Genomic DNA, 20,133 nt, shown 5'->3' with positions numbered 1-20,133 from the left:
GTGCTGAGCGGGATCCGTGCGGGACGGAGTGCTGAGCGGGGGCCGGAGAGAGCACTGGACGGGATCCGGGCGGGACGGAGTGCTGAGCCAGGTCCCGACGGCACGGAGCGCCGAGCGGGGCCCGGCGGGACGCAGCGCCGAGCCAGGTCCCGGCGGAATGCAGCGCCGAGCCAGGTCCCGGCGGAACAGAGTGGAGCCCGGAACGAGTGGGGCCCGGAACGGAGTGGAGCCCGGGACGAGTGGGGCCCGGAACGGAGTGGGGCCCGGAACGGAGTGGGGCCCAGGGAAGAGCCCCCGGCGCGCCTACCCGCGCCCCCGCGACCGGGCAGCCCGGGCGATCACCACGACGGCCTTCTCCAACGCGTACTCCGGATCATCGCCCCCGCCCTTCACACCCGCGTCGGCCTCGGCAATCGCCCGCATCGCCACCGCGACCCCGTCCGGCGTCCATCCCCGCATCTGCTGCCGCACCCGGTCGATCTTCCACGGCGGCATCCCCAACTCCCGCGCCAGGTCCGCCGGCCGCCCGCCGCGCGCGGAGGACAGCTTCCCGATCGCCCGCACGCCCTGGGCCAGCGCGCTGGTGATCATCACCGGCGCCACCCCCGTCGCCAGCGACCATCTGAGCGCCTCCAGCGCCTCCGCCGTACGCCCCTCCACGGCCCGGTCGGCGACCGTGAAGCTGGAGGCCTCGGCCCGGCCGGTGTAGTACCGCCCGACGACCGCCTCGTCGATCGTCCCCTCCACGTCGGCGACCAGTTGGGAGACCGCCGAGGCCAGCTCCCGCAGATCGCTGCCGATGGCGTCGCAGAGCGCCTGACACGCCTCGGGCGTGGCCGACCGCCCGAACGAACGGAACTCCCCCCGCACGAAGGCCAGCCGGTCGGCCGGCTTGGTCATCTTCGGGCAGGCCACCTCCCGCGCTCCCGCCTTGCGGGCGGCATCCAGCAGGCCCTTGCCCTTGGCCCCGCCCGCGTGCAGCAGCACGAGCGTGATCTCCTCGGCGGGCGCCCCGACATACGCCTTCACATCTTTGACCGTGTCGGCGGACAGGTCCTGCGCATTGCGTACGACCACGACTTTCCGCTCGGCGAAGAGCGAGGGACTGGTGAGCTCGGCGAGTGTGCCGGGCTGCAACTGGTCCGGGGTGAGGTCGCGTACGTCCGTGTCGGCGTCGGCGGCCCTGGCGGCGGCCACCACCTCCTGCACGGCACGGTCGAGCAGGAGGTCCTCCTGGCCCACGGCGAGCGTCACCGGGGCGAGAGGGTCGTCATTCGCAGTCTTCCTGGCCATCGCTCAAAGCATCCCACGCGGCACTGACAACGAGTCGGCCCGTGCACCCCGAGCGGTCCCCGAACGGACCCCGAGTCCGTCTCGGGGTCAGGGCTCCTCGCGCCAGCCGTCCCACTCCGCGGCGAACTCGTCCAGGTCCGCCGGGTCGAGCCGCTCGTCCTCGTCCCGCAGGACCACGAGCCACTGTGCGTCCTCGGCGTCGTCCTCGCCTGCCAGCGCGTCCCGGACGAGGCGGGGCTCCTCGTCCAGCCCGAACCGCTCCCCGAGCGCCTCTGCCGCCTCCTCGGCGGCATCCCGGTCGGGCAGCACCAGCACGTGTCTCACATCGCTCACGGGCCCATTCTCCGGCACCACGGGAACACCGGACCGCCGGGTCGGCTCTCGCTCACACACGGGCCGGGCCTCGACCGTCCTGCGGTCCGAATCACTGCCCCAGGTTCCGGTTTCGCACAGTCGGCACACGGCCCAGCTCGATCCCGAACCGCTCCCGGTACACCGTCAGCACCTCCTCGTCCGTCCCCAACTCCCGTATCTCCCGCTTCCCGTCGCCGTCCGTGGTCTTCAGCACCCGCCCGCTGAGCGTGACGCGCCCGCCGTCCTCGGTGACCCGTGAGCAGACCAGCGACTGTGTGAAGTGCGACAGCGGCGAGGTGCTGTGCCACCAGGCGCCGGCCGCGAAGTCCCCGAGCACCCGGGGCCGCGTCTCCAGCCGGTACTGCGGCCTGCCGTCGAGCAGGACGTCCAGGTCCCCGGCGCCCGCCGACCCGCCGCCGCGCACCCCGGCCGCGTCCGGCCGTGCCTCCACCACCCGGAACACTCCGCCGGGGTCGGTCTGCTCCCCGCGCTCCGTGTACCTCAGCGGGTAGTGACTGTGCGCCCCGAACCCGACGTCGGCGAGCCAGGTGTCCCCTTCCACCGTCCGTACCCGCAGGGCGAGGTGGTCGTAGGGGATGCCGAGCCGCCCCTCGTCGCCGTACACGCGTCCCGCGAGCAGCTCGACCTCGTAACCGAGAGCGGCGAGCAACGCGCCGAACGCGCCGTTCAGTTCGTAGCAGAAGCCACCCCGCCCGCGGTCGATCACCTTGTCCAGCAGCCGCTCCTCCTCCAGCACGATCTCCTCGCCCAGGTGGATCGACAGGTTCTCGAAGGGGACTGCCCGCAGCTGGCGCAGATGCAGTTCGCCGAGCGCCCGGCCGGTGGGCCGCTGCGGGCGCTCGGCCCCGATCCGGCGGAGATAGGCGTCGACCCGGCTTGAATCCATGGGCCCAGTGTGAGCGACACCCGGGCCTTCAGTCTCGTGCCACCCGCACCTCCCCTCCCGTGCCCGCGACCGCGAGCCCTCCGTCCCGGTCGGTGCGCAGCACCAGCGCCCCGCCCGCCCGCAGCGCGGCCACGGTGGCCGGTGCGGGATGGCCGTACGGGTTGCCGGCGCCGCAGGAAATGAGCGCCACCCGGGGGGCCGCGAGCCGTATCAGGTCCGGGTCCTGATAGGCCGAGCCGTGATGGGCCACCTTCAGTACGTCCACACCGGCCAGCTCGGCCGCCGCCGGTGACCGCACCAACGCCTGCTGGGCCGGCGGTTCGAGGTCTCCCAGCAACAGCAGCCGCAGCCCGCCCGAGCGCACCAGCATCGCGACGCTGGCGTCGTTCGGACCGTCCGGCTCGGGCACCGGGCCCGGCCATGCCGGGGTCCGCGGGTCCCAGGGCGGCCGGGTGCTCGGTGGGGGCCACAGGACCCGCCAGGAGAGCGGTCCGGTGCGCCGTTCCTCCCCCGCCACGGCCCGCGTGACCGGGATGTGCCGCGCCGACGCCTCCCTTCTGACGAACTCGGCCTGGTCGGCGGGCTCCTCGAAGCCCGTGGTCTCGATCGCGGCCACCGAACGGCCCCGCAGCACACCCGCCAGTCCCGCCACATGGTCGGCGTGGAAATGGGTCAGAACGAGCAACGGGACACGGGTGATGCCCAGCTGCCGCAGACAGTGATCGACCAGCGTCGGATCGGGGCCGGCGTCGATGACCACTCCCGCACCCGCGCCTGCCGCCAGTACGGTCGCATCCCCCTGCCCGACATCGCACATCGCGAACCGCCAGCCGGGCGGCGGCCAGCCCGTGATCACCCGGGTCAGCGGCGCCGGCCGCACCACCGCCAGCAGGACCACCGCCCCGAGCAGCCCTGCCCACCACGGATGCCGCGACACCCGCCGGCCCACCAGGACGACGGCCACGGTGACCGCGGCGAGTATCAGCGCCCCCGCCCAGCTCCCCGGCCAGTCCACTCCCGCGCCGGGCAGCGCCGCCCCCGTCCGGGCCACTGCGGCGATCCATCCGGTCGGCCAACTCGCGCACCAGGCCAGCAGCTTGGCCGGAGCCATGGCCACCGGCGCTGTCACGAGCGCGGCGAACCCCAGCACCGTGGCCGGCGCCACCGCCGCCTCGGCCAGCAGGTTGCACGGCACCGCCACCAGGCTCACCCGCGCCGACAGCACCGCGGTGACCGGGGCGCACACGGCCTGGGCCGCGGCGGCCGCCGCCAGCGCCTCGGCGAGCCTCGGGGGCACCCGGCGGCGCCGCAGTGCCTCGCTCCAGCCGGGTGCCAGCACCAGCAGCGCACCGGTGGCCAGCACGGAGAGCAGGAAGCCGTAACTGCGCGCCAGCCAAGGGTCGTAGAGCACCAGCAGCAGGACGGCCGCGGCCAGGGCCGGGACCAGGGATCTGCGGCGCCCGGTGGCCAGCGCGAGCAGCGCGACCGCGCCGCAGGCGGCCGCCCGCAGCACACTGGGGTCAGGTCGGCACACGACCACGAATGCCAGCGTGAGCGCCCCGGCGAACAGTGCGGTCGCCCGCAGCGAGAGGCCCAGGCGCGGGGCCAGACCACGGCGCTCGGCCAGCTGGGCCAGTCCGGGCGGCCCGATGAGCAGCGCGAGCAGGACGGTGAGGTTGCTGCCGGACACGGCGAGCGTGTGCGCCAGGTCCGTCTCCTTGAAGGCCTCGTCCAGTTCGGGCGTGATCCGCGAGGTGTCCCCGACGACCAGCCCGGGAAGGAGCGCCCGCGCGTCCGCCGGCAGACCGTCGGTCGCCTCCCGCAGCCCGGCCCTGAGCCGTCCCGCGAGCCGTTGCGGGCCACTGGGCTCCGCCACGATCCGCGGCCCCGGCCGGCCGCGCACCCGCAGCACGGCGGCGGTGTCCCCACCCGTCAGCGCGGGCGCCAGCCGCCCGCCCACTCGCAGCCGCGTGGACGGCAGCACCCCGAGCCAGGCATCCCGCACACGCCGCGCCTCCCGGGCGCCCGAACCCACCGCACGCCCCTTCGCCGAACCGTCGATCCGCGTGGTGGTCCCGTGCGGTGCCGGAACCTCCCCGTCGACGACGAGCAGCACCGGACTCCGCGTCCGCACGCTCGTCCCGTCGCCGCCTTCGAGGCGCCGCACCTCCGCGCGGGCCAGTACCGCCACGGGCGCCGCGTGATCGCCGCGCACCCTCGGCCGGCTCAGCCAGGGGTCGCCGCTCACCTCGACCTCGGCGGTCACGGTCGCGTACCGCCGGGCCAGCTCGGGCACCGGCCCGCGCCGGACGTCCGCCCCGTGCAGCCCGGCCGAGGCGGCCGCCGCGGCAACGCAGAGCAATACCGCGGCGATCGAGGCACGGGCCCACGCGAACCGCCCGAACGCCCCCTCGGCCCGCACCGGCCGGCTGCTTCGTCCGAGCCGTGGGAACCTCGGTGCCGACACCAGCACGACCCCGCCCACCAGGCAGGCGATCACGATCCCGGCCGTCCCGCCCGCGGGTGTGTCCAGCGTCAGGGCCGCCGTGGCCCAGGCCCCGAGCGCGGGCGGAACCAGGCGCAGGTCCATCGGTCCGTCCCGCTCGCCGCCTGCGGACCCCAGCTCCTCAGGGGTGTTGCCCGCCGCATCCGCGGACCCCGCTTCACCTGACCGTCCGCCTGCGCGCCCCGCACGCGTCGGCACTCCACTTCTTCCGTGCCCGCGCGGCCCGTCATCGATCAAGCGGCTCATGGCTGTACCAGGTTCCGGAGATCACTGAACCGGCGGTCCCCGATGCCGTTGACCTCGCGCAGTTCGTCCACCGAGCGGAAGCCCCCGTGCTGGGTGCGGTAGTCGATGATGTGCTGGGCGAGTACCGGACCGACTCCGGGCAGCGTGTCGAGCTGGTCCGCCGTGGCCGTGTTGAGGGAGACGGGCGCCGCGGGACCGGCGCCGGCCGGTGCACCGGCTGACCCGCCGACCGGGCCGGGTGGGGCCACCGCCCCGGCGGGCGCGCCGACGACGACCTGTTCGCCGTCGACCAGGAAACGGGCCCTGTTGAGCCCCTCGGTGCTCACACCCGGACGGACACCGCCGGCCGCTCGCAGCGCGTCGGCGACCCGGGAGCCAGCGGGCAACCGCCGGATCCCCGGTTCGCGGACCTTGCCGCTGACGTCCACGACGATCTGCCCGCCCGGCGTCGGCGAGGCACTCGCGCCCGCACCGGCCTTCCTGTCGGCCCCCTCCCTGACGAAGGGCGTCTGCGCGCGTACGACTTGAGGGGCACTCACGGTCTCGCTCCGACCGGCCCAGAAGTGCTGCACGGCGAACACGGCGGCGGCCACGAGCACGACGGCCAGTGCCACCACTCCCCGCCGCTCCACGCCATAGCGTGTCTGCAACCAGACGGGCATCCGCTCCCGCAGCGCCAGCCCGGCCCGCTCCCTCCAACCGGGGCCGACTGGTTCGGGCAGCTGCGAGGGACCTGCTCCACCGGATGGATCGAGGTCACGGGGCGTGCTCCGTGCCGGTGCGGGCTTCACCGTCGCCGTCGGTTCGGTCGGCGTCGGTTCGCCGGCCGGGACGGCGGTCCAAGGGATGACCGGGCCGGGGGCGGTCGGGGGCGCCGGCGTCCTCGCCGGGGCCGGCCCGGGTGCCCGGCCCGCGACCGGCCCCGTTGCCGTTTCGGTCTCCGCCGCCGTCGCGGTCGCCGGACTCGGGGGTGCCTCCCCCTCCGGCGGCCCGTTTCCCGACTCCCGCCACCGTACGGCTCGTTCGCCGAAGAGGAGTTCCGCTCGGCGGCGCAGCTCCTCCGCCGGCGCCGGCGGGCGGTGACGGGCGCGGCGGTGGCCGAGACCGGCACGGTGCCGGACGCGGCCGTCCGAAGTGGGACCACGGCCGGGACCGCTGGTGGGAGTGGCTGTGCGTGAACGTGATCGAAGCGCCATGCGACGAGGATGAGACATCTCGCCGATTCGCGATGATCTTGGTCAATTCCCGGGGACGACCGCCGGGTTGTGGACAACTCCACCACCCGTACGAGTGATTGGTCGGCCGGCTGAAGGGTCAGCGGGGGGAGACCACGGCTCCGAGGAGTCCGGGACCGGTGTGTGCTCCGATCACCGCCCCGACCTCGCTGACATGGAGGTCGGCCAGGCCCGGCACGCGTTCGCGCAGCCGGTCGGCGAGCGCGGCGGCCCGTTCGGGGGCGGCGAGGTGGTGGACGGCGATGTCGACCTCCGCGCCGCCGGCCCGCTCGGCGGCGATCTCCTCCAGACGCGCGATGGCCTTGGACGCCGTGCGGACCTTCTCGAGCAACTCGATGCGGCCGCCGTCCAGCTGCAACAGGGGCTTGACGGCGAGCGCCGAGCCGAGAAGGGCCTGCGCGGCGCCGATGCGGCCGCCCCGGCGCAGATAGTCGAGCGTATCGACGTAGAAGTAGGCGGAGGTGCCCGCGGCCCGCTTCTCGGCGGCCGTGACGGCCTCGTCCACCGTGCCGCCCGCCCCTGCTGCCTGGGCCGCGGCGAGCGCGCAGAAGCCGAGGGCCATCGCGACCATCCCGGTGTCCACCACCCGTACCGGTACTGGTGCCTCGCGCGCCGCGAGGACCGCCGCGTCGTAGGTGCCGGACAGCTCGGCGGACAGATGCAGGGAGACGATGCCGTTCGCGCCGGACTCGGCGACCCTGCGGTAGGTTTCCGCGAACACCTCGGGGCTGGGGCGCGAGGTCGTGACGGAACGCCGCTTCTGCAGCGCCTGGGCCAGCGAACGGGTGGAGATCTCGGTGCCCTCTTCGAGGGCCTGGTCACCGAGGACCACGGTCAGAGGCACCGCGGTGATGCCGTGACGCTCCATCGTCCGCGGCGGCAAGTAGGCCGTTGAATCGGTGACGATCGCGACATGGCGGGACATGAGCTGGAGGTTACCTGCCGTAGCGCTCGCGCGGCAGCCCGGCCCCCATGGTGCGGGCGGGAGTGGCCCGCTCAGGTGGTGCTCTCGGGGCGGGGTTTCTTCTGCCAGGGGTAGGCAGGCCGCGGCGACGGCGGGGTGATCGCCTCTGGCGCCTGCTCCTCGCCGGGGTGGGACGCCCGGCCTCGGGTGTGCTGCGCCGCCGGGTCGTCGGCAGTGGACCAGGCGGACTCGCCGGGCCGTTGCCCAGGCGTCGGTCCGGGTCCGGCCGGAGTCCAGTGACGCAAGGCGTCGGTCTCGATGTCTATCTGCTCGCTGAGGACGCCCAGATCGTCGTCGACGAAGCGGCGCGCCCGGTCGCGGACGGCCCAGCGCAGCGAATCCGCGGACTTGGTGATGCGCTCGGTGCGGCTGCGCAGCTCCGGCAGCCGTGCGCTGAGCTCGGCCCGGTCCGGCTCCGACTCCAGGCGCCTGAGGTCGGCGTCCAGCTCGTGTCCGTGCGCGCTGAGCCGCTCGAAGAGACCGAGGGATTCCTTCAGTGACTCGTCCTCGGCCACGCCCGTGCGCAGCGCGTCCCGGGTGGCACGCATGGAGGTGCGCAGTGCGAGCCGCAGCTGCGCGATCTCGGCCGCCGGGCCGATCTGGACGAAGGACTTGGCGCGCAGCGTGTGGTCCTCGACCGTGCGGCGGGCCTGCTCGATCGTCCGGTCCACCCCGCGCTTGGCGGCGCCGACCGCCTTGACCGTGGCGTACGCGCCGAGCCCGATGAAGAGCAGGAAGAGCAGGGCGAACACGGCGATCACTGCTTCCACGACGCTCCTCCTCCGGCTGGTGCGGCACACGCCGCTGCGCTTTCCACGGTAAACGCAGCGGGCAGGCCCGGGGTTCCGGAAAAACCCCGAACCTGCCCGTAGGGGACTACCCCGATACCGGTCGTGAGCGATGCCCCGTCACACCAGGCCCCCGGTCGTCCCCCGCCGCCTCACTCATCACGCCGGAACGATGTTCACCAGCTTCGGCGCCCGGACGATCACCTTGCGGATGCCGGTGCCGCCCAGCGCCGCAACGACCTTCTCGTCGGCCAGCGCCACCTTCTCCAGCTCCTCCTCGGAGATGGACGGCGGCACCTCCAGGCGGGCCTTGACCTTGCCCTTGATCTGCACGACGCAGGTCACGGTCTCGTCCACGACGTAGTCCGGGTCGGCGACCGGGAAGTCCTGGTGGACCACCGAGTCGGTGCGGCCCAGCCTGCGCCACAGCTCCTCGGCGATGTGCGGGGCCAGCGGGGCGGCCATCAGCACCAGCGGCTCGGCCACGGAACGCGGCACCGCGGTCCCGGCCTTGGTCAGATGGTTGTTCAGCTCGGTGACCTTGGCGATGGCGGTGTTGAAGCGCAGGCCCTCCAGGTCCTGGCGCACGCCGTCGATCGCCTTGTGCAGGGCGCGCAGAGTCTCCTCGTCGGGCTCGGCGTCGGTGACGGTGACCTCGCCGGTGTTCTCGTCGACGATGTTGCGCCACAGCCGCTGCAGCAGCCGGAACTGGCCGACCACCGCACGCGTGTCCCACGGCCGCGAGACGTCCAGCGGACCCATGGCCATCTCGTACAGGCGCAGGGTGTCGGCACCGTACTCGGCGCAGATCTCGTCCGGGGTCACCGCGTTCTTCAGCGACTTGCCCATCTTGCCCAGCAGGCGGGAGACCTTCTCGCCCTGGTAGTAGTACTCGCCGTCCCGTTCCTCGACCTCGGCGGCCGGCACCGCGATGCCACGGCTGTCGCGGTAGACGTAGGCCTGGATCATGCCCTGGTTGAACAGCTTGTGGAACGGCTCGGCCGACGACACGTGACCCAGGTCGTACAGGACCTTGGACCAGAAGCGCGCGTACAGCAGGTGCAGCACGGCGTGCTCGGCGCCGCCGACGTACAGGTCGACGCCGCCGTGCGGCCGGCCCTCGCGCGGGCCCATCCAGTACTGCTCGATCTCGGGGTCGACCAGCTGCCGCTCGTTGTGCGGGTCCAGGTAGCGGAACTCGTACCAGCAGGAACCCGCCCAGTTGGGCATGGTGTTGGTCTCGCGGCGGTACTTCTTCGGCCCGTCACCCAGGTCCAGGGTGACGTTGACCCACTCCTCGTTGCGCGACAGCGGGGTCTCGGGCTGGGTGTTCGCGTCGTCCGGGTCGAAGGTGCGCGGGCTGTAGTCCTCGACCTCGGGCAGCTCCAGCGGCAGCATCGACTCGGGCAGCGGGTGGGCGACGCCGTCCTCGTCGTAGACGATCGGGAACGGCTCGCCCCAGTAGCGCTGACGGCTGAACAGCCAGTCACGCAGGCGGAAGTTGACGGTGCCCTCGCCGATGCCCTTGTCCTGCAGCCACGCGGTGATGCGGGCCTTGGCCTCGGCGACGCCCAGGCCGTCCAGGGAGACCTCGTCGCTCGCCGAATTGACCAGCTTCGCCTCGTACGCCACGAACGCGTCGTCCCACGCCGAGGTGTCGGTACCGCGGCCGTCGGTCGGCTCGACCACACAGCGGATCGGCAGCTCGAAGGCGCGCGCGAAGGCGAAGTCGCGGGTGTCGTGCGCCGGAACGGCCATGATCGCGCCGGTTCCGTAGCCCATCAGGACGTAGTCGGCGATGAAGACGGGGATCTGCTCGCCGTTGACCGGGTTGGTTGCGAACGCGCCGGTGAACACGCCGGTCTTGTCCTTGGCCTCGGCCTGGCGCTCGACGTCCGACTTGGCGGCGGCCTGCGCGCGGTAGGCGGCGACGGCCTCGCCCGGTGTGGCGTGTCCGCCGGTCCACACCTCGTGCGTGCCCTCGGGCCAGGCCGCGGGAGTGAACTTCTCCACCAGCGGGTGCTCGGGCGCCAGCACCATGTAGGTCGCGCCGAACAGGGTGTCCTGACGGGTGGTGAAGATCGTGATGTGCTCGCCGTCGATCGGGAAGTCGACGCGGGCGCCCTCGCTGCGGCCGATCCAGTTGCGCTGCTGCAGCTTGATGGCCTCGGGCCAGTCCAGCGCCTCCAGGTCCTCCAGCAGCCGGTCGGCGTAGGCGGTGATGCGCATGTTCCACTGGCGCAGCTTGGCCTTGAAGACCGGGAAGTTGCCGCGCTCGGAGCGGCCGTCGGCGGTGACCTCCTCGTTGGCCAGCACGGTACCCAGGCCCGGGCACCAGTTGACCGGCGCGTCGGAGGCGTAGGCCAGCCGGTACTCGCCCAGGACGTCGGCGCGCTCGCCGGTGTTCAGCTCGCTCCACGCGCGCGTGGTGCCCGGAACGGCGCGCTCACCGGACTCGAACTGGGCGATCAGCTCGGAGATCGGGCGGGCCTTCCGCGCCTCGGCGTCGTACCAGGAGTTGAAGATCTGCAGGAAGATCCACTGGGTCCACTTGTAGTAGTCCGGGTCGATCGTGGCGAAGGACCGGCGCTTGTCGTGGCCCAGGCCCAGCCGGCGCAGCTGGACCTTCATGTTCTCGATGTTGGCGTCGGTGGACACGCGCGGGTGCGTGCCGGTCTGGACGGCGTACTGCTCGGCGGGCAGGCCGAAGGCGTCGAAGCCCAGGGTGTGCAGGACGTTGTGGCCGGTCATGCGCTGGAACCGGGCGAAGACGTCGGTGGCGATGTATCCCAGCGGGTGACCGACGTGCAGACCCGCACCGGAGGGGTACGGGAACATGTCCATGATGAACTTCTTGGGCTTGGTCACCAGCTCGGGGTCGCCCGCCAGGTCGCCCTTGGGGTTCGGTGCCGCGTAGGTGCCGTCGGCGTCCCAGAAGTCCTGCCAGCGTGCCTCGATCTCGGCCGCCATGGCGGCCGTGTAGCGGTGCGGCGCGGCCTCCGCCGACGTGGCGGCGGCGGCAGCGGGGTTCGTCTCGCTCATGATCCTCAAAGCTCCATCGATCGTCTCTGCCTGCGGAAACGAAAAATCCCCTCGCACAGGAGGGGACGCCGCGCCGATGCCGACCTCACGGATTCGACCCGGGGTCGGTACTGATCAGCGCGGCCCGCTAAGCAGAAGGCGTACGGCACGCATGGCGTTAGGGTACCGCAGGCCTCGAGCAAGCGGCGACGGCCTTGAGCAAGCCGCGGCGCGCTTCCGTATCCCTTGTGGACATGCCATCAACCACGGAGGGAGCTGAACCAAGGTCAACGATTACTTCGCGTACCGTCCACTAAGGGACATCGACCCAGTCGCATTGTCCGTTGATAACAACGCAATAACTCAAACCCCCGTACTGATCGGTATGGCTCCACTTAGAGTTCGGCAGCGGGACCGCTTTCCCGAAACTGCTCGGAGTTGCCCCCATGAACCCTCGTCGTAGTACCAGCTCCCTCCCCAAACCGGGCCGCTCGGCCTACGGGGTGGCATCGGCTGTCGTCCTGCTGCTCATACCCGTGGCCGTACTGGTCGGAGGCAACCAGTTCCGCGACTTCCTGAACTTCGGCGCGGGCGTGTTGTCCCTGGTCTCCCTCAGCTGTTCGGTCATCTGGGGCCTGTTCGCGCAGGACCGGATCTTCCTGAACATCCGGCAGCGGATCGTCGGCCAGGCGGTGCACCGCACGCTGGGGGTCGCGTCGATCGCCTTCCTGCTGCTGCACATCACCACGAAGGTCGCGCTCGGCCACACGCAGGTGATCGGCGCGATCATCCCGTTCTCGCTCGGTGTCACCGGAATCGGCGGCCTGATCGGACTGGGCTCGCTGGCCGGCCTGCTGATGATCTTCGTGGGCGTCACCGGCGCCCTGCGCAGCAACTTCGCCACCCCGGCCCCGGTCGCCGCCCGCTGGCGCGCGATGCACATGCTCGCCTACCCGGCCTGGTGTGCGGCGCTGATCCACGGGCTGTACGCGGGCCGCGCGGCCAAGCCGTTCTTCGTGATCTCCTACGGCCTCTCGCTGCTGGGCGTGATGGCCGCTCTCGCGTTGCGCGCCGCCCCGCGGCCGGTCAAACGCAGGATCGCCGACCGCCTGGTGGCGCTGTTCGGCAGCTCGGAGCGGCCCGGACTCGAGGAGCTGGACGCGAGCCGCTCCCGGAGGGCCGAGTCGGCGTCGGCGGGCTTCGAGGGCCGGCGCGAACCGAGGGCGGCGGCCGCCCCGTCCGCGCCGCTGTACCAGTCCCCGGCCACGCCCGCCCCGGAACCCGCGTCGGGCTTCGCGGCCGCCTACCGCGCCGTCTCCACCCCCGGCCGCTCCCAGTCGTCGTACGCGGCCGGGCAGACCGCGCGCATGGACCTGCCGCTGGACATGCAGTCCACGGAGGCCATCCCGCGCGTGGACGGCCCCTCCAGCACCTCGGGCAGCTGGCCGATCCCGTCCCCGCCGCCGGTCGGTGAGGCCCCGCGGTCCGCGTACGACCCGCTCCAGGACACCGGCCACACCATCCCGGTCTATGGCAATCCGGGCGCCGGCGGATACGGCGGCAGTGACATGTACGACACCGGTGAGACAAATGGCCTCTATGGCGCGTACAACGCCAGTGACACGTACAACAGCGGTCCCGCTGCCGAACCGCTGCCCGGCGCGTCCTTCGACACACCGGGTTCGGGCGAACCCTGGAACATGCCGTCCGGAGGCTTTAAGTGAACGAGGCCCTGCCCGACGTCCCCGAAGTCCGCGTCGTCGGACTTCCGCAACTCACGTCGGGCTTCGACCTTGTGGAACGGCTCGATCTGCCCATGCACCTCAAGGTGCACGGGCCGCTCGACCCACTCGGCGGCGAGCAGCTCGCGCAACTCGCCGAACGCATCAACCTCAAGGGCCGCGGCGGCGCGGGTTTCCCCTTCCACAAGAAGCTGCGCTCGGTCGCCGAGTCGGCGATCAAGCGCGGGGTGCGGCCGGTCGTCGTGGTGAACGGCAGCGAGGACGAACCGGCCTGCCGCAAGGACACGGTGCTCATCAACCGCGCCCCGCACCTGATCCTGGACGGCGCACTGCTGTGCGCCGAGGCACTCGGCGCACGGACGCTCGTGATCGGTGTCACACGCGAGTCCACACAGCGCTCCATGGAGGCCGCGCTCGCCGAACGCGGACTGAGCAACAGCCGTAGATCGGCGCTACGCGCGTGGGTGCAGCGCAACCCGGTGCGCATGGTCACCGGCGCCGCCGCCTCGCTGATCCGCTCGGTCGACGGCGGCCCGGCGATCCCGCCCGGCCGCAAGATCAGCGCCTCGCAGAGCGGCGTCGGCGGCGCGCCCACGCTGCTGTCGAACGCGGAGACGTTCGCGCAGCTGGCCATCGCGGCCCGCATCGGCCCGGAGCGCTACGGCAACACCGGCCTGTACGACGAGCCGGGCACCGTCATGCTCACCGTGTCCGGCGCGGTCGCCCGCCCGATGGTGATCGAGGTCCCCACGGGCGTGCCGCTGCGCTACGTGCTGCAGCTGGCCGGCGCCCCGCCGGTGCCGCAGGGCGTGCTCACCGGCGGCTACCACGGCAAGTGGATCGACGCGGCGACCGTCAACGAGGCGATCGTCTCCCGCAACTCACTGGACGCGGTGGGCGGTTCGCTGGGCGCGGGCGCCATCCTGCCGATCAGCCAGGAGACCTGCCCGCTCGGCGAGTCGCTGCGGGTGGCGCAGTGGCTGGCGGAGGAGAGCGCGGGCCAGTGCGGCCCGTGTTACCTGGGCCTGCCGGCCGCCGCACGAGGCATGGAGGACATCCTCAACGGCGGCGGCCCGGCCGCCCTGGAGGCGCTGAAGCAGGTCGCGAAGAACGTCAAGCGCCGGGGCGCGTGTTCGCATCCGGACGGCTCGGCGATGTTCCTCGAGTCGACGATCAAGGCGTTCACCGACGACCTCGCCGCACATGTCCTCGGAAACGGCTGCGGACGGCCCGTGGAGGGCGTTCTGCCGCTCTTCGAAGGAGGCAGGGCCCCGACGGGCATCCCGGGCGGCGGAGAGCCCGAGGAGACCGGCGGCAGCCGCCAGAAGATCTACGTCGACTGGACGCTGTGCCGGGGCCATGGGCTGTGCGCCGACATCCTCCCCGAGGTGTTCGAACTCGGCGCCGACGGTTTCCCGACCGTCGCCCAGGCGCAGGTGCCGCGTTACGCGGAGGCCAAGGCGCTGCGCGCGGTGCGTCGCTGTCCGGCGCTGGCCCTGCGCATCGAGGAGGACACGCGCGGGCAGGCACCGTCCCGCAACCTTCCGGTGGTCTCCCAGGGCCGCGGCCGGCGCGCTCTCGGCCGCTGAGCGGAGTTGAGGGGGCGGGTCACCCGAGCCGGGTGGCCCGCCCCCTTCGTGCGGCCGCGCCTTCCCGCAACACGCCGAAGGCGGATCATCCATCGGGATGATCCGCCTTCGACTGCTGTGGAGCTAAGGAGAATTGAACTCCTGACCTCCTGCATGCCATGCAGGCGCTCTACCAACTGAGCTATAGCCCCTTGTTCTGTTGTTTCGCCCGGTTCCCCCGGCGACGACGTAAACATTACAGGCCCGGCGACGCAGCGCCAAATCGGTTTCGGCTTCGCGGCGAACGGTGACTGATGTCCGCTTTTGTGACGGTGCTCGCGTCGTCCGCAGCCCGCCGCCGGGCCGTCGCGGAAACGCGTCGGCTACGCGCGCGGGGGGCGTAGCGGCCTACGGGGTGTGGTGCGTGCCACTCGCGCCTCTGCCGCGGACACGCGGGCACAGGAGCGCGGCTCCCGGCACCCTGCTGGTCCTCTGCTCGTACGCCCCCTGGCGCGGACCGCACGGAAACAGGCGCCCCGAACTGCACTGGAAAGTACTGGAATTGATGCTCCCGGCCGGCTGCGGAGCGGCCGGGGTGCGGTGCTTCTCGTGCCGACCCCGCACGTCGTTGCGGGGCCTCGGCAACGACGTGCGGGGGTCAGGCCGTCACGAAGGAGTAGAACCGCTTGAGTGTGCAGTGCTCCTCGAGAAGGCGGCCGTAGATCGGCTCGCCCTCCAATTCCCGGTACGTCTCGATCGGGTCGCCTTTTATGATCAGCGCCCGCGCGCATTCCTCGCACCAGTACTGGTAGTCGGGATTGATCGGCTCCATGTCACGGACGATGGGTGTACCGCTCCCACACCAGTCGCACTTTCGCCTGTGTGCACCCATCGATCAGCTCCAGCTGTGGCCGCAGGCCGTGCACACGTAGGAGATTCCGCCGTTGTCGCCGAGGACCTGGGCGACATGCGCGGAACCACAGGAAGGGCAGCTCAGCCGGGTGGTCGTGTCCCGTATCAACGCCGCACCGAGGAGGTGGCCGACCTCCTCAAGGATGCTCGCAGGCATCGCTACTCCCTCCCGTCGGGCCGCGCCCCCTTCCGGCCGTTTGATTCTGCCACGGCCGGAGCAATACGGTCAGCGACGCCTCAGTACCAGTCCGGACACGGCGCCCGCCGCGGCCGTTCCGGCCAGCGCCCAGGCACACACCGAGAACGCCTCCGCAGAGGTGTACGAACGCAGGGCTCCGATTGACTCAAGCCGGTTGAGGAACAGTGTGCCGAAAGACGCAACGCCGATCAGCTGACCGAGCTGGGTGACCGTCGCCAGCAGACCGGCGGCGTCCGCTGCGTCCTCGGGCCGCACGGTGGCGAGCGCGCCGGTCAGCGTCGGGCTGAAGGCGAGCGCCAGTCCGGCTCCCAGGCCCGCGTAACCGGCGTACAGGACCGCTCCCCCGTCGCCGCCCCCGTGGAAGGCGAGCCCCACGACGCCCACGGACACCGCGGTCAGCGCGAAACCGGCCGGGGTCAGGGCCCGCTGCAGGCCCGCGGGCCACCTCCGCGAGGTCAGGCTGACCGTGCCGAAGACGGCGGCGGTCGGCGCGAAGCCGAGCCCGCCGCGCAGCGCGCTGTAGCCGAGGCCGCCCTGGAGATGCAGGGTCAGCGCGAAGAGGAAGCCCGCGTTGACCGACATCACGGCGAGGATCCGGAAGACCGCCAGGCCGATTCCGGGATGGCGCAGCACCCTGAGCGCGATGAGCGGGGCGCCGCCGCGCCGGGCCAGCCTGGATTCGTACCCGCAGAACAGCACGAACAGCGCCGCGGCTCCGGCCAGCGACAGCCAGGACCACAGCGGCCAGTCCTCCTCCTGCCCGAGGACCAGCGGCACCGTCAGCAGCGACACGGCCGCGCCGAGCAGCACCAGTCCGGGCAGGTCGAGCGGACGCGCCCGCTCCGTGCCGCTTCCGCCGCCCGACGGCAGGACCCGGCTGTGCCTGAGCGTTTTACTTGGCCCCTGAGTGCTCTAGTTGGCCCCGCTGAGCGGCGTAGGTGGCCCGCAAAGTAGCGGGAGCGGCCAGATTTGTGGCAGTTTCCGCGGTACTGCTGACGGAAAGCCTGGCCGTCGAGTGTGCTGGTGCTGTGGCGTCCTCCCTCAACCAGGCGAACCCGGACCGGGATCCGGTCTGGTCCCACAGCTGCTCGCTCACAGACCTTGCAGTCCGACAGGCGGTGCCCGAGGGTCCTGACCCCGGTGCCGACTGGGCCCGCCGGTGGGTCGCCGTGTGGAAGTCGACCCAGGGGGAGATCGCCTGTCCTGTTCGGGATCTCGATACCTTCAGGTGGTCGGCTTCGCGCCCCGCGCGCGCGTTCACCTGGCGGGCTGGGCAACGGCACCGCCCCGGTCTGGCGTACATGTCGACAACGGGGCGGCTGCATGGTTTCGAGAGCTTGGCCGAGCGGCGTCTACTCTTGGCGCTCGATTTTGTGGGCGGCGTGAACGAGCTGCTGTCGCAGCCTTTCACCCTGAAGTTCGCTACCCGCCAGGGCGCCGTGCGGCACACCCCGGACTATCTGGTGCTGGCCCACGGGACCGGTCTGCTGATCGACGTCCGGCCAGCGGATCTGATCAAGCCGGACGACATGGTCAAGTTCGCCGCTGCCCAACGAGCGGCCGGAGCCGCCGGATGGCAATACGTCGTGGTCGCCGGATGGCAGCCGAAGCCCTGGGCCGCGGTAGAAGCGCTGTCTGCCCGGCGGCGCTCGATGTCCGACCCGCTGGGGCTGGCTCCCGAGCTCCTGGAACTAGTAGCTCATGAGCCGCGACCGCTGAGCGAGCTCGTGGAAGGCACGTCGTGGCCGGCACTCGCGCGGACCTACGTGCTTCACCTGCTCTGGTCGCGGCGGCTGACCGTGGACTTGACCCTGCCGCTGGGAGACGAGTCGTGGATCTACCTGCCGAGGAGGGGCTGATGAAGCAGGGCGGCCAAGTACGCCGGGCAGAGGACCTCACCGAGCACAATCTCGCCCGAGCCCGGATCCGCGAGGAGCACCTGCTTGAGGTCGAGACCGGCTACCGGAGCGGGAGCCGGTTCTGGGCCCGGCCGGACGAACCGCGGCCCGCGTTCGATCCCGCATGGACCACGTTGACGGAGCGGCGGCTGGCCAAGGTCGCCGAGCTGAATGACCTCGACGGCCGCGAGGCGAAGCAGCTGGGCCTGGAGCGAATCAGCGTCCGCACGCTGAAGCGGATGTCCGCGCAGCACTCCGAGCACGGGGTCGCCGGGCTTGCCGACGGCCGGTGGACCCGCGCGCGGTCTGGGCACCGTTCCATCACGCCGGAAGTGGAGGAGGCGATCGCGGCGGTGCACGCGGAGTCACTGCACCGCTCGAGGATGAGCATGACCTCGAAGGAGCGGCTGATCCACCAGTACGTGCGCGAGCGCTTTCCCGACCGCGAGGTGCAAGTTCCGCACCGCACGACCCTGTCGAAGGTGTGGCGGGAGTGGTTCGGGCCGGGCGGAGGCCGCCAGCGGTACGTCCGTTCGGCGGCCGCGGCCGCCGCGGCGTGGCGGCCTGGGGCCACGGTGCATGTCAGCAGGCCGGGGCAGGTGGTGGTCCTCGATACGACGCCGTTGCCGGTGAAGGTGCTGGACGATGTCTTCGCCGAGCCGATCACGGTGCACCTGACGATTGCGCTGGACGCCTGCACCCACTCGATCGTCGCGTTCCGGCTCACGCCGGTGGCGGAGTCGGCGGTGGAGGTGGCGATGCTGCTGCGGGATGTGCTGCTGCCGCTGCCGATGCGGCCGGACTGGGGGCCGGAGACGGAATGGCCCTACCCCGGCGCCCCGGCGGCGCTGGTGGCCGAGCTGGCCGGGCACCCTGTCGCCGGGCTGCCGTTCTTTGCTCCCGAGACGGTGACCAGCGACCATGGCGCCGTCTACAAGAGCCACCACTTCGTTCAAGCCGCGGCGACGCTCGGGATCGATCTGCTGCCAGCCCGGGCGATGCGACCGCCGGATAAGGCCGCCTGCGAGCGGGCCTTCGCCGGGATCCAGTCGCTGCTGCTGGAGCTCCTCCTGGGCTACCGCGGTATCGACATCGCCGACCGCGGCTGCGATCCGGAGAGCGACGCGACGTGGACGCTGTCGGAGATGGAGCACCTGCTGGCCACGTGGATCGTGAAGGTCTGGCAAAACCGGCGGCTCGACCAGTACGCGCCCGCCTGGGATCCGGGCGGCCGACACAGCCCGAACACCCTCTTCACCGCCGCGGCCGCGCGGGACGGAATCTGCCTGGAGATCCCCCCACCGGAGCTGTACTACCAGCTGCTGCCCGTGCACTTCGTACGCATCGACGCCCGGCGCGGCGTGAAGATCGGCGGCCTCTGGTACGGCGCCCGCAGCCCCGTCCTCGAACCCCACCGGGGCCGCCTGTCGGGCCGGGGCGGCCGGCACGCGGGGAAGTGGGCCGTGCACCGCGATCCCCGGGACTGCCGCCAGGTCTTCATTGAGCTGGACGGAGCCTGGCACGAACTCTTCTGGAACGGGCTCCCGCCCGGCCAGGAGGTGCCCGCGTTCTCAGACGCCCGCGTTGGGGACGTCCTGCGACAGGCCGCCAAGGCCGGTCTCAAGCCCCGCAGCGACGCCCAACTCCTGCCGGTACTCCTCGGCTTGGTGGCCGCCAAGACGCCGGTGGATGCCTGGCCGACCCAGATGACCCGGCAGCAGAAGACCGACCGGGCGCGAGAACTCGCACGGGCCCGGGCCGCAGCCCTCGACCGGCCCGCCCCGGCCCCGCCACCAGAGCCGTCTTTGCAAGAGGCCCGGGCTTTACACCGGCAGGCCACCGCCGCCGTGGAGGCAGACCGACGGCGCCGCCGGATGGCCGCCGTCCCCGTCCCGCCGCCGGCCCCGCCACTCCTGGCCGACTCCGTCAGGGCCAAGAACCTCTTCCCCCTCCCCGACGAAGAGCAGGACGCCCCCGGGGCGGCGGACACTGACTGGGCGGGGGAGAAGTCATGACGCGGGTCGGCATAGGGCTCGGGCTGATGGCGCCTGCTGCGCGGGACCAGGCCGCGGGATGGGACACCTGGCGGCGGGCACGGCGCGGCTTCGCACCGGCGCCGGTGCGGTCGCTCGGGCAGTGGCGGGTGATGAGCGCGCGCGAGCGATCCGCCTATGACCTGCACCGGATGGCCACCCATGCCAACCTCCCGCTCCTGGACACCCCGATGAGCCAGCGGGTCGACCGGCTGCTGAGCGCCCGGCTCCGCACCAACGCCTTCAAGGCCAAGCCGTCCACTCGCGCGGGAGTGATGATCAGCGGCGGTGGCTATCAGGGCAAGACCGAGACCACCTGCGAGATCGTGGCCGCCTTCGAGGATTCCTGGCGCGCCCTTCACCACCAGATCCACCCCAACACGGCACCCGGGACCCGCGACTTGTGGGTGCCGGTCGCTTATGTGCAAACCCCGCGAAGCCGAAGAGCGCCTGCAAGGCGATCTTGA

15 protein-coding genes, 1 tRNA gene and 1 pseudogene are annotated in these 20,133 nt (G+C 72.0%); 5 read left to right on the top strand and 12 right to left on the bottom strand.

What is annotated here, in order from left to right; genetic code table 11:
- Positions 1 to 303 precede the first annotated feature (303 nt).
- The 8 genes from holA to leuS form a co-directional block, all read right to left on the bottom strand.
- Complete coding sequence (gene holA / locus AB0D93_RS18400; protein WP_362120450.1) at positions 304 to 1,293, bottom strand: DNA polymerase III subunit delta; 990 nt, start codon at positions 1,291 to 1,293, stop codon at positions 304 to 306.
- Positions 1,294 to 1,380: 87 nt separating this feature from the next.
- Positions 1,381 to 1,626 (bottom strand): hypothetical protein, encoded by a 246-nt coding sequence (locus tag AB0D93_RS18395; protein ID WP_362120448.1) that lies wholly within the window; start codon positions 1,624 to 1,626, stop codon positions 1,381 to 1,383.
- A gap of 91 nt (positions 1,627 to 1,717) precedes the next feature.
- On the bottom strand, positions 1,718 to 2,554 hold the full coding sequence (locus tag AB0D93_RS18390) for an arylamine N-acetyltransferase (protein WP_362120446.1): 837 nt from the start codon (positions 2,552 to 2,554) through the stop codon (positions 1,718 to 1,720).
- A gap of 28 nt (positions 2,555 to 2,582) precedes the next feature.
- Complete coding sequence (locus AB0D93_RS18385) at positions 2,583 to 5,144, bottom strand: ComEC/Rec2 family competence protein (RefSeq protein WP_362120444.1); 2,562 nt, start codon at positions 5,142 to 5,144, stop codon at positions 2,583 to 2,585.
- Between the two features lie 158 nt (positions 5,145 to 5,302).
- On the bottom strand, positions 5,303 to 6,502 hold the full coding sequence (locus AB0D93_RS18380) for a ComEA family DNA-binding protein (protein WP_362120442.1): 1,200 nt from the start codon (positions 6,500 to 6,502) through the stop codon (positions 5,303 to 5,305).
- 118 nt (positions 6,503 to 6,620) lie between these two features.
- Positions 6,621 to 7,466, bottom strand: coding sequence for a DegV family protein (locus AB0D93_RS18375; RefSeq protein ID WP_362120440.1), 846 nt, complete (start codon positions 7,464 to 7,466; stop codon positions 6,621 to 6,623).
- Positions 7,467 to 7,537: 71 nt separating this feature from the next.
- On the bottom strand, positions 7,538 to 8,275 hold the full coding sequence (locus AB0D93_RS18370) for a hypothetical protein (protein ID WP_362120437.1): 738 nt from the start codon (positions 8,273 to 8,275) through the stop codon (positions 7,538 to 7,540).
- A gap of 177 nt (positions 8,276 to 8,452) precedes the next feature.
- Entirely contained in the window at positions 8,453 to 11,335 is a 2,883-nt protein-coding gene (gene leuS, locus AB0D93_RS18365; RefSeq protein WP_362120435.1) for a leucine--tRNA ligase, read from the bottom strand.
- Between the two features lie 425 nt (positions 11,336 to 11,760).
- Between leuS and AB0D93_RS18360 the strand changes: the two genes are divergently transcribed.
- On the top strand, positions 11,761 to 13,038 hold the full coding sequence (locus tag AB0D93_RS18360) for a cytochrome b/b6 domain-containing protein (protein ID WP_362120433.1): 1,278 nt from the start codon (positions 11,761 to 11,763) through the stop codon (positions 13,036 to 13,038).
- On the top strand, positions 13,035 to 14,645 hold the full coding sequence (locus AB0D93_RS18355; RefSeq protein WP_362120431.1) for an NADH-ubiquinone oxidoreductase-F iron-sulfur binding region domain-containing protein: 1,611 nt from the start codon (positions 13,035 to 13,037) through the stop codon (positions 14,643 to 14,645). Before AB0D93_RS18360 ends, AB0D93_RS18355 begins: the two co-directional genes overlap by 4 nt.
- Positions 14,646 to 14,763: 118 nt before the next feature.
- On the opposite strand, the gene AB0D93_RS18350 is transcribed toward AB0D93_RS18355, so the two are convergent.
- The 4 genes and pseudogenes from AB0D93_RS18350 to AB0D93_RS18335 all read right to left on the bottom strand — a co-directional run.
- Positions 14,764 to 14,836, bottom strand: a tRNA-Ala gene (locus AB0D93_RS18350).
- Positions 14,837 to 15,282: 446 nt separating this feature from the next.
- Positions 15,283 to 15,516 (bottom strand): hypothetical protein, encoded by a 234-nt coding sequence (locus AB0D93_RS18345; RefSeq protein ID WP_006136074.1) that lies wholly within the window; start codon positions 15,514 to 15,516, stop codon positions 15,283 to 15,285.
- Between the two features lie 3 nt (positions 15,517 to 15,519).
- On the bottom strand, positions 15,520 to 15,693 hold the full coding sequence (locus tag AB0D93_RS18340) for a hypothetical protein (RefSeq protein WP_014672673.1): 174 nt from the start codon (positions 15,691 to 15,693) through the stop codon (positions 15,520 to 15,522).
- Between the two features lie 69 nt (positions 15,694 to 15,762).
- Positions 15,763 to 16,611: pseudogene (locus AB0D93_RS18335) on the bottom strand (MFS transporter); the annotation flags it as partial.
- Between the two features lie 293 nt (positions 16,612 to 16,904).
- Between AB0D93_RS18335 and AB0D93_RS18330 the strand changes: the two are divergent.
- From AB0D93_RS18330 to AB0D93_RS18320, 3 genes are read left to right on the top strand one after another with little or no spacing between them, the layout of a single operon-like run.
- Positions 16,905 to 17,594, top strand: a complete 690-nt coding sequence (locus AB0D93_RS18330; protein WP_362120428.1) for a TnsA-like heteromeric transposase endonuclease subunit — start codon at positions 16,905 to 16,907, stop codon at positions 17,592 to 17,594.
- Positions 17,567 to 19,648: a transposase gene (locus AB0D93_RS18325; RefSeq protein WP_362120426.1), complete on the top strand. Its 2,082-nt coding sequence runs from the start codon at positions 17,567 to 17,569 to the stop codon at positions 19,646 to 19,648. The genes AB0D93_RS18330 and AB0D93_RS18325 overlap by 28 nt, the downstream gene beginning before the upstream one ends.
- Positions 19,645 to 20,133 (top strand): hypothetical protein, encoded by a 489-nt coding sequence (locus AB0D93_RS18320; RefSeq protein ID WP_362120424.1) that lies wholly within the window; start codon positions 19,645 to 19,647, stop codon positions 20,131 to 20,133. Before AB0D93_RS18325 ends, AB0D93_RS18320 begins: the two co-directional genes overlap by 4 nt.

It is taken from the genome of Streptomyces sp. NPDC048191, assembly GCF_040652655.1.
Classification (GTDB): Bacteria; Actinomycetota; Actinomycetes; order Streptomycetales; family Streptomycetaceae; genus Streptomyces.
The sequence above is the reverse complement of the archived record's forward strand: the minus strand, read 5'-3'. Positions and strand labels throughout refer to the sequence as shown.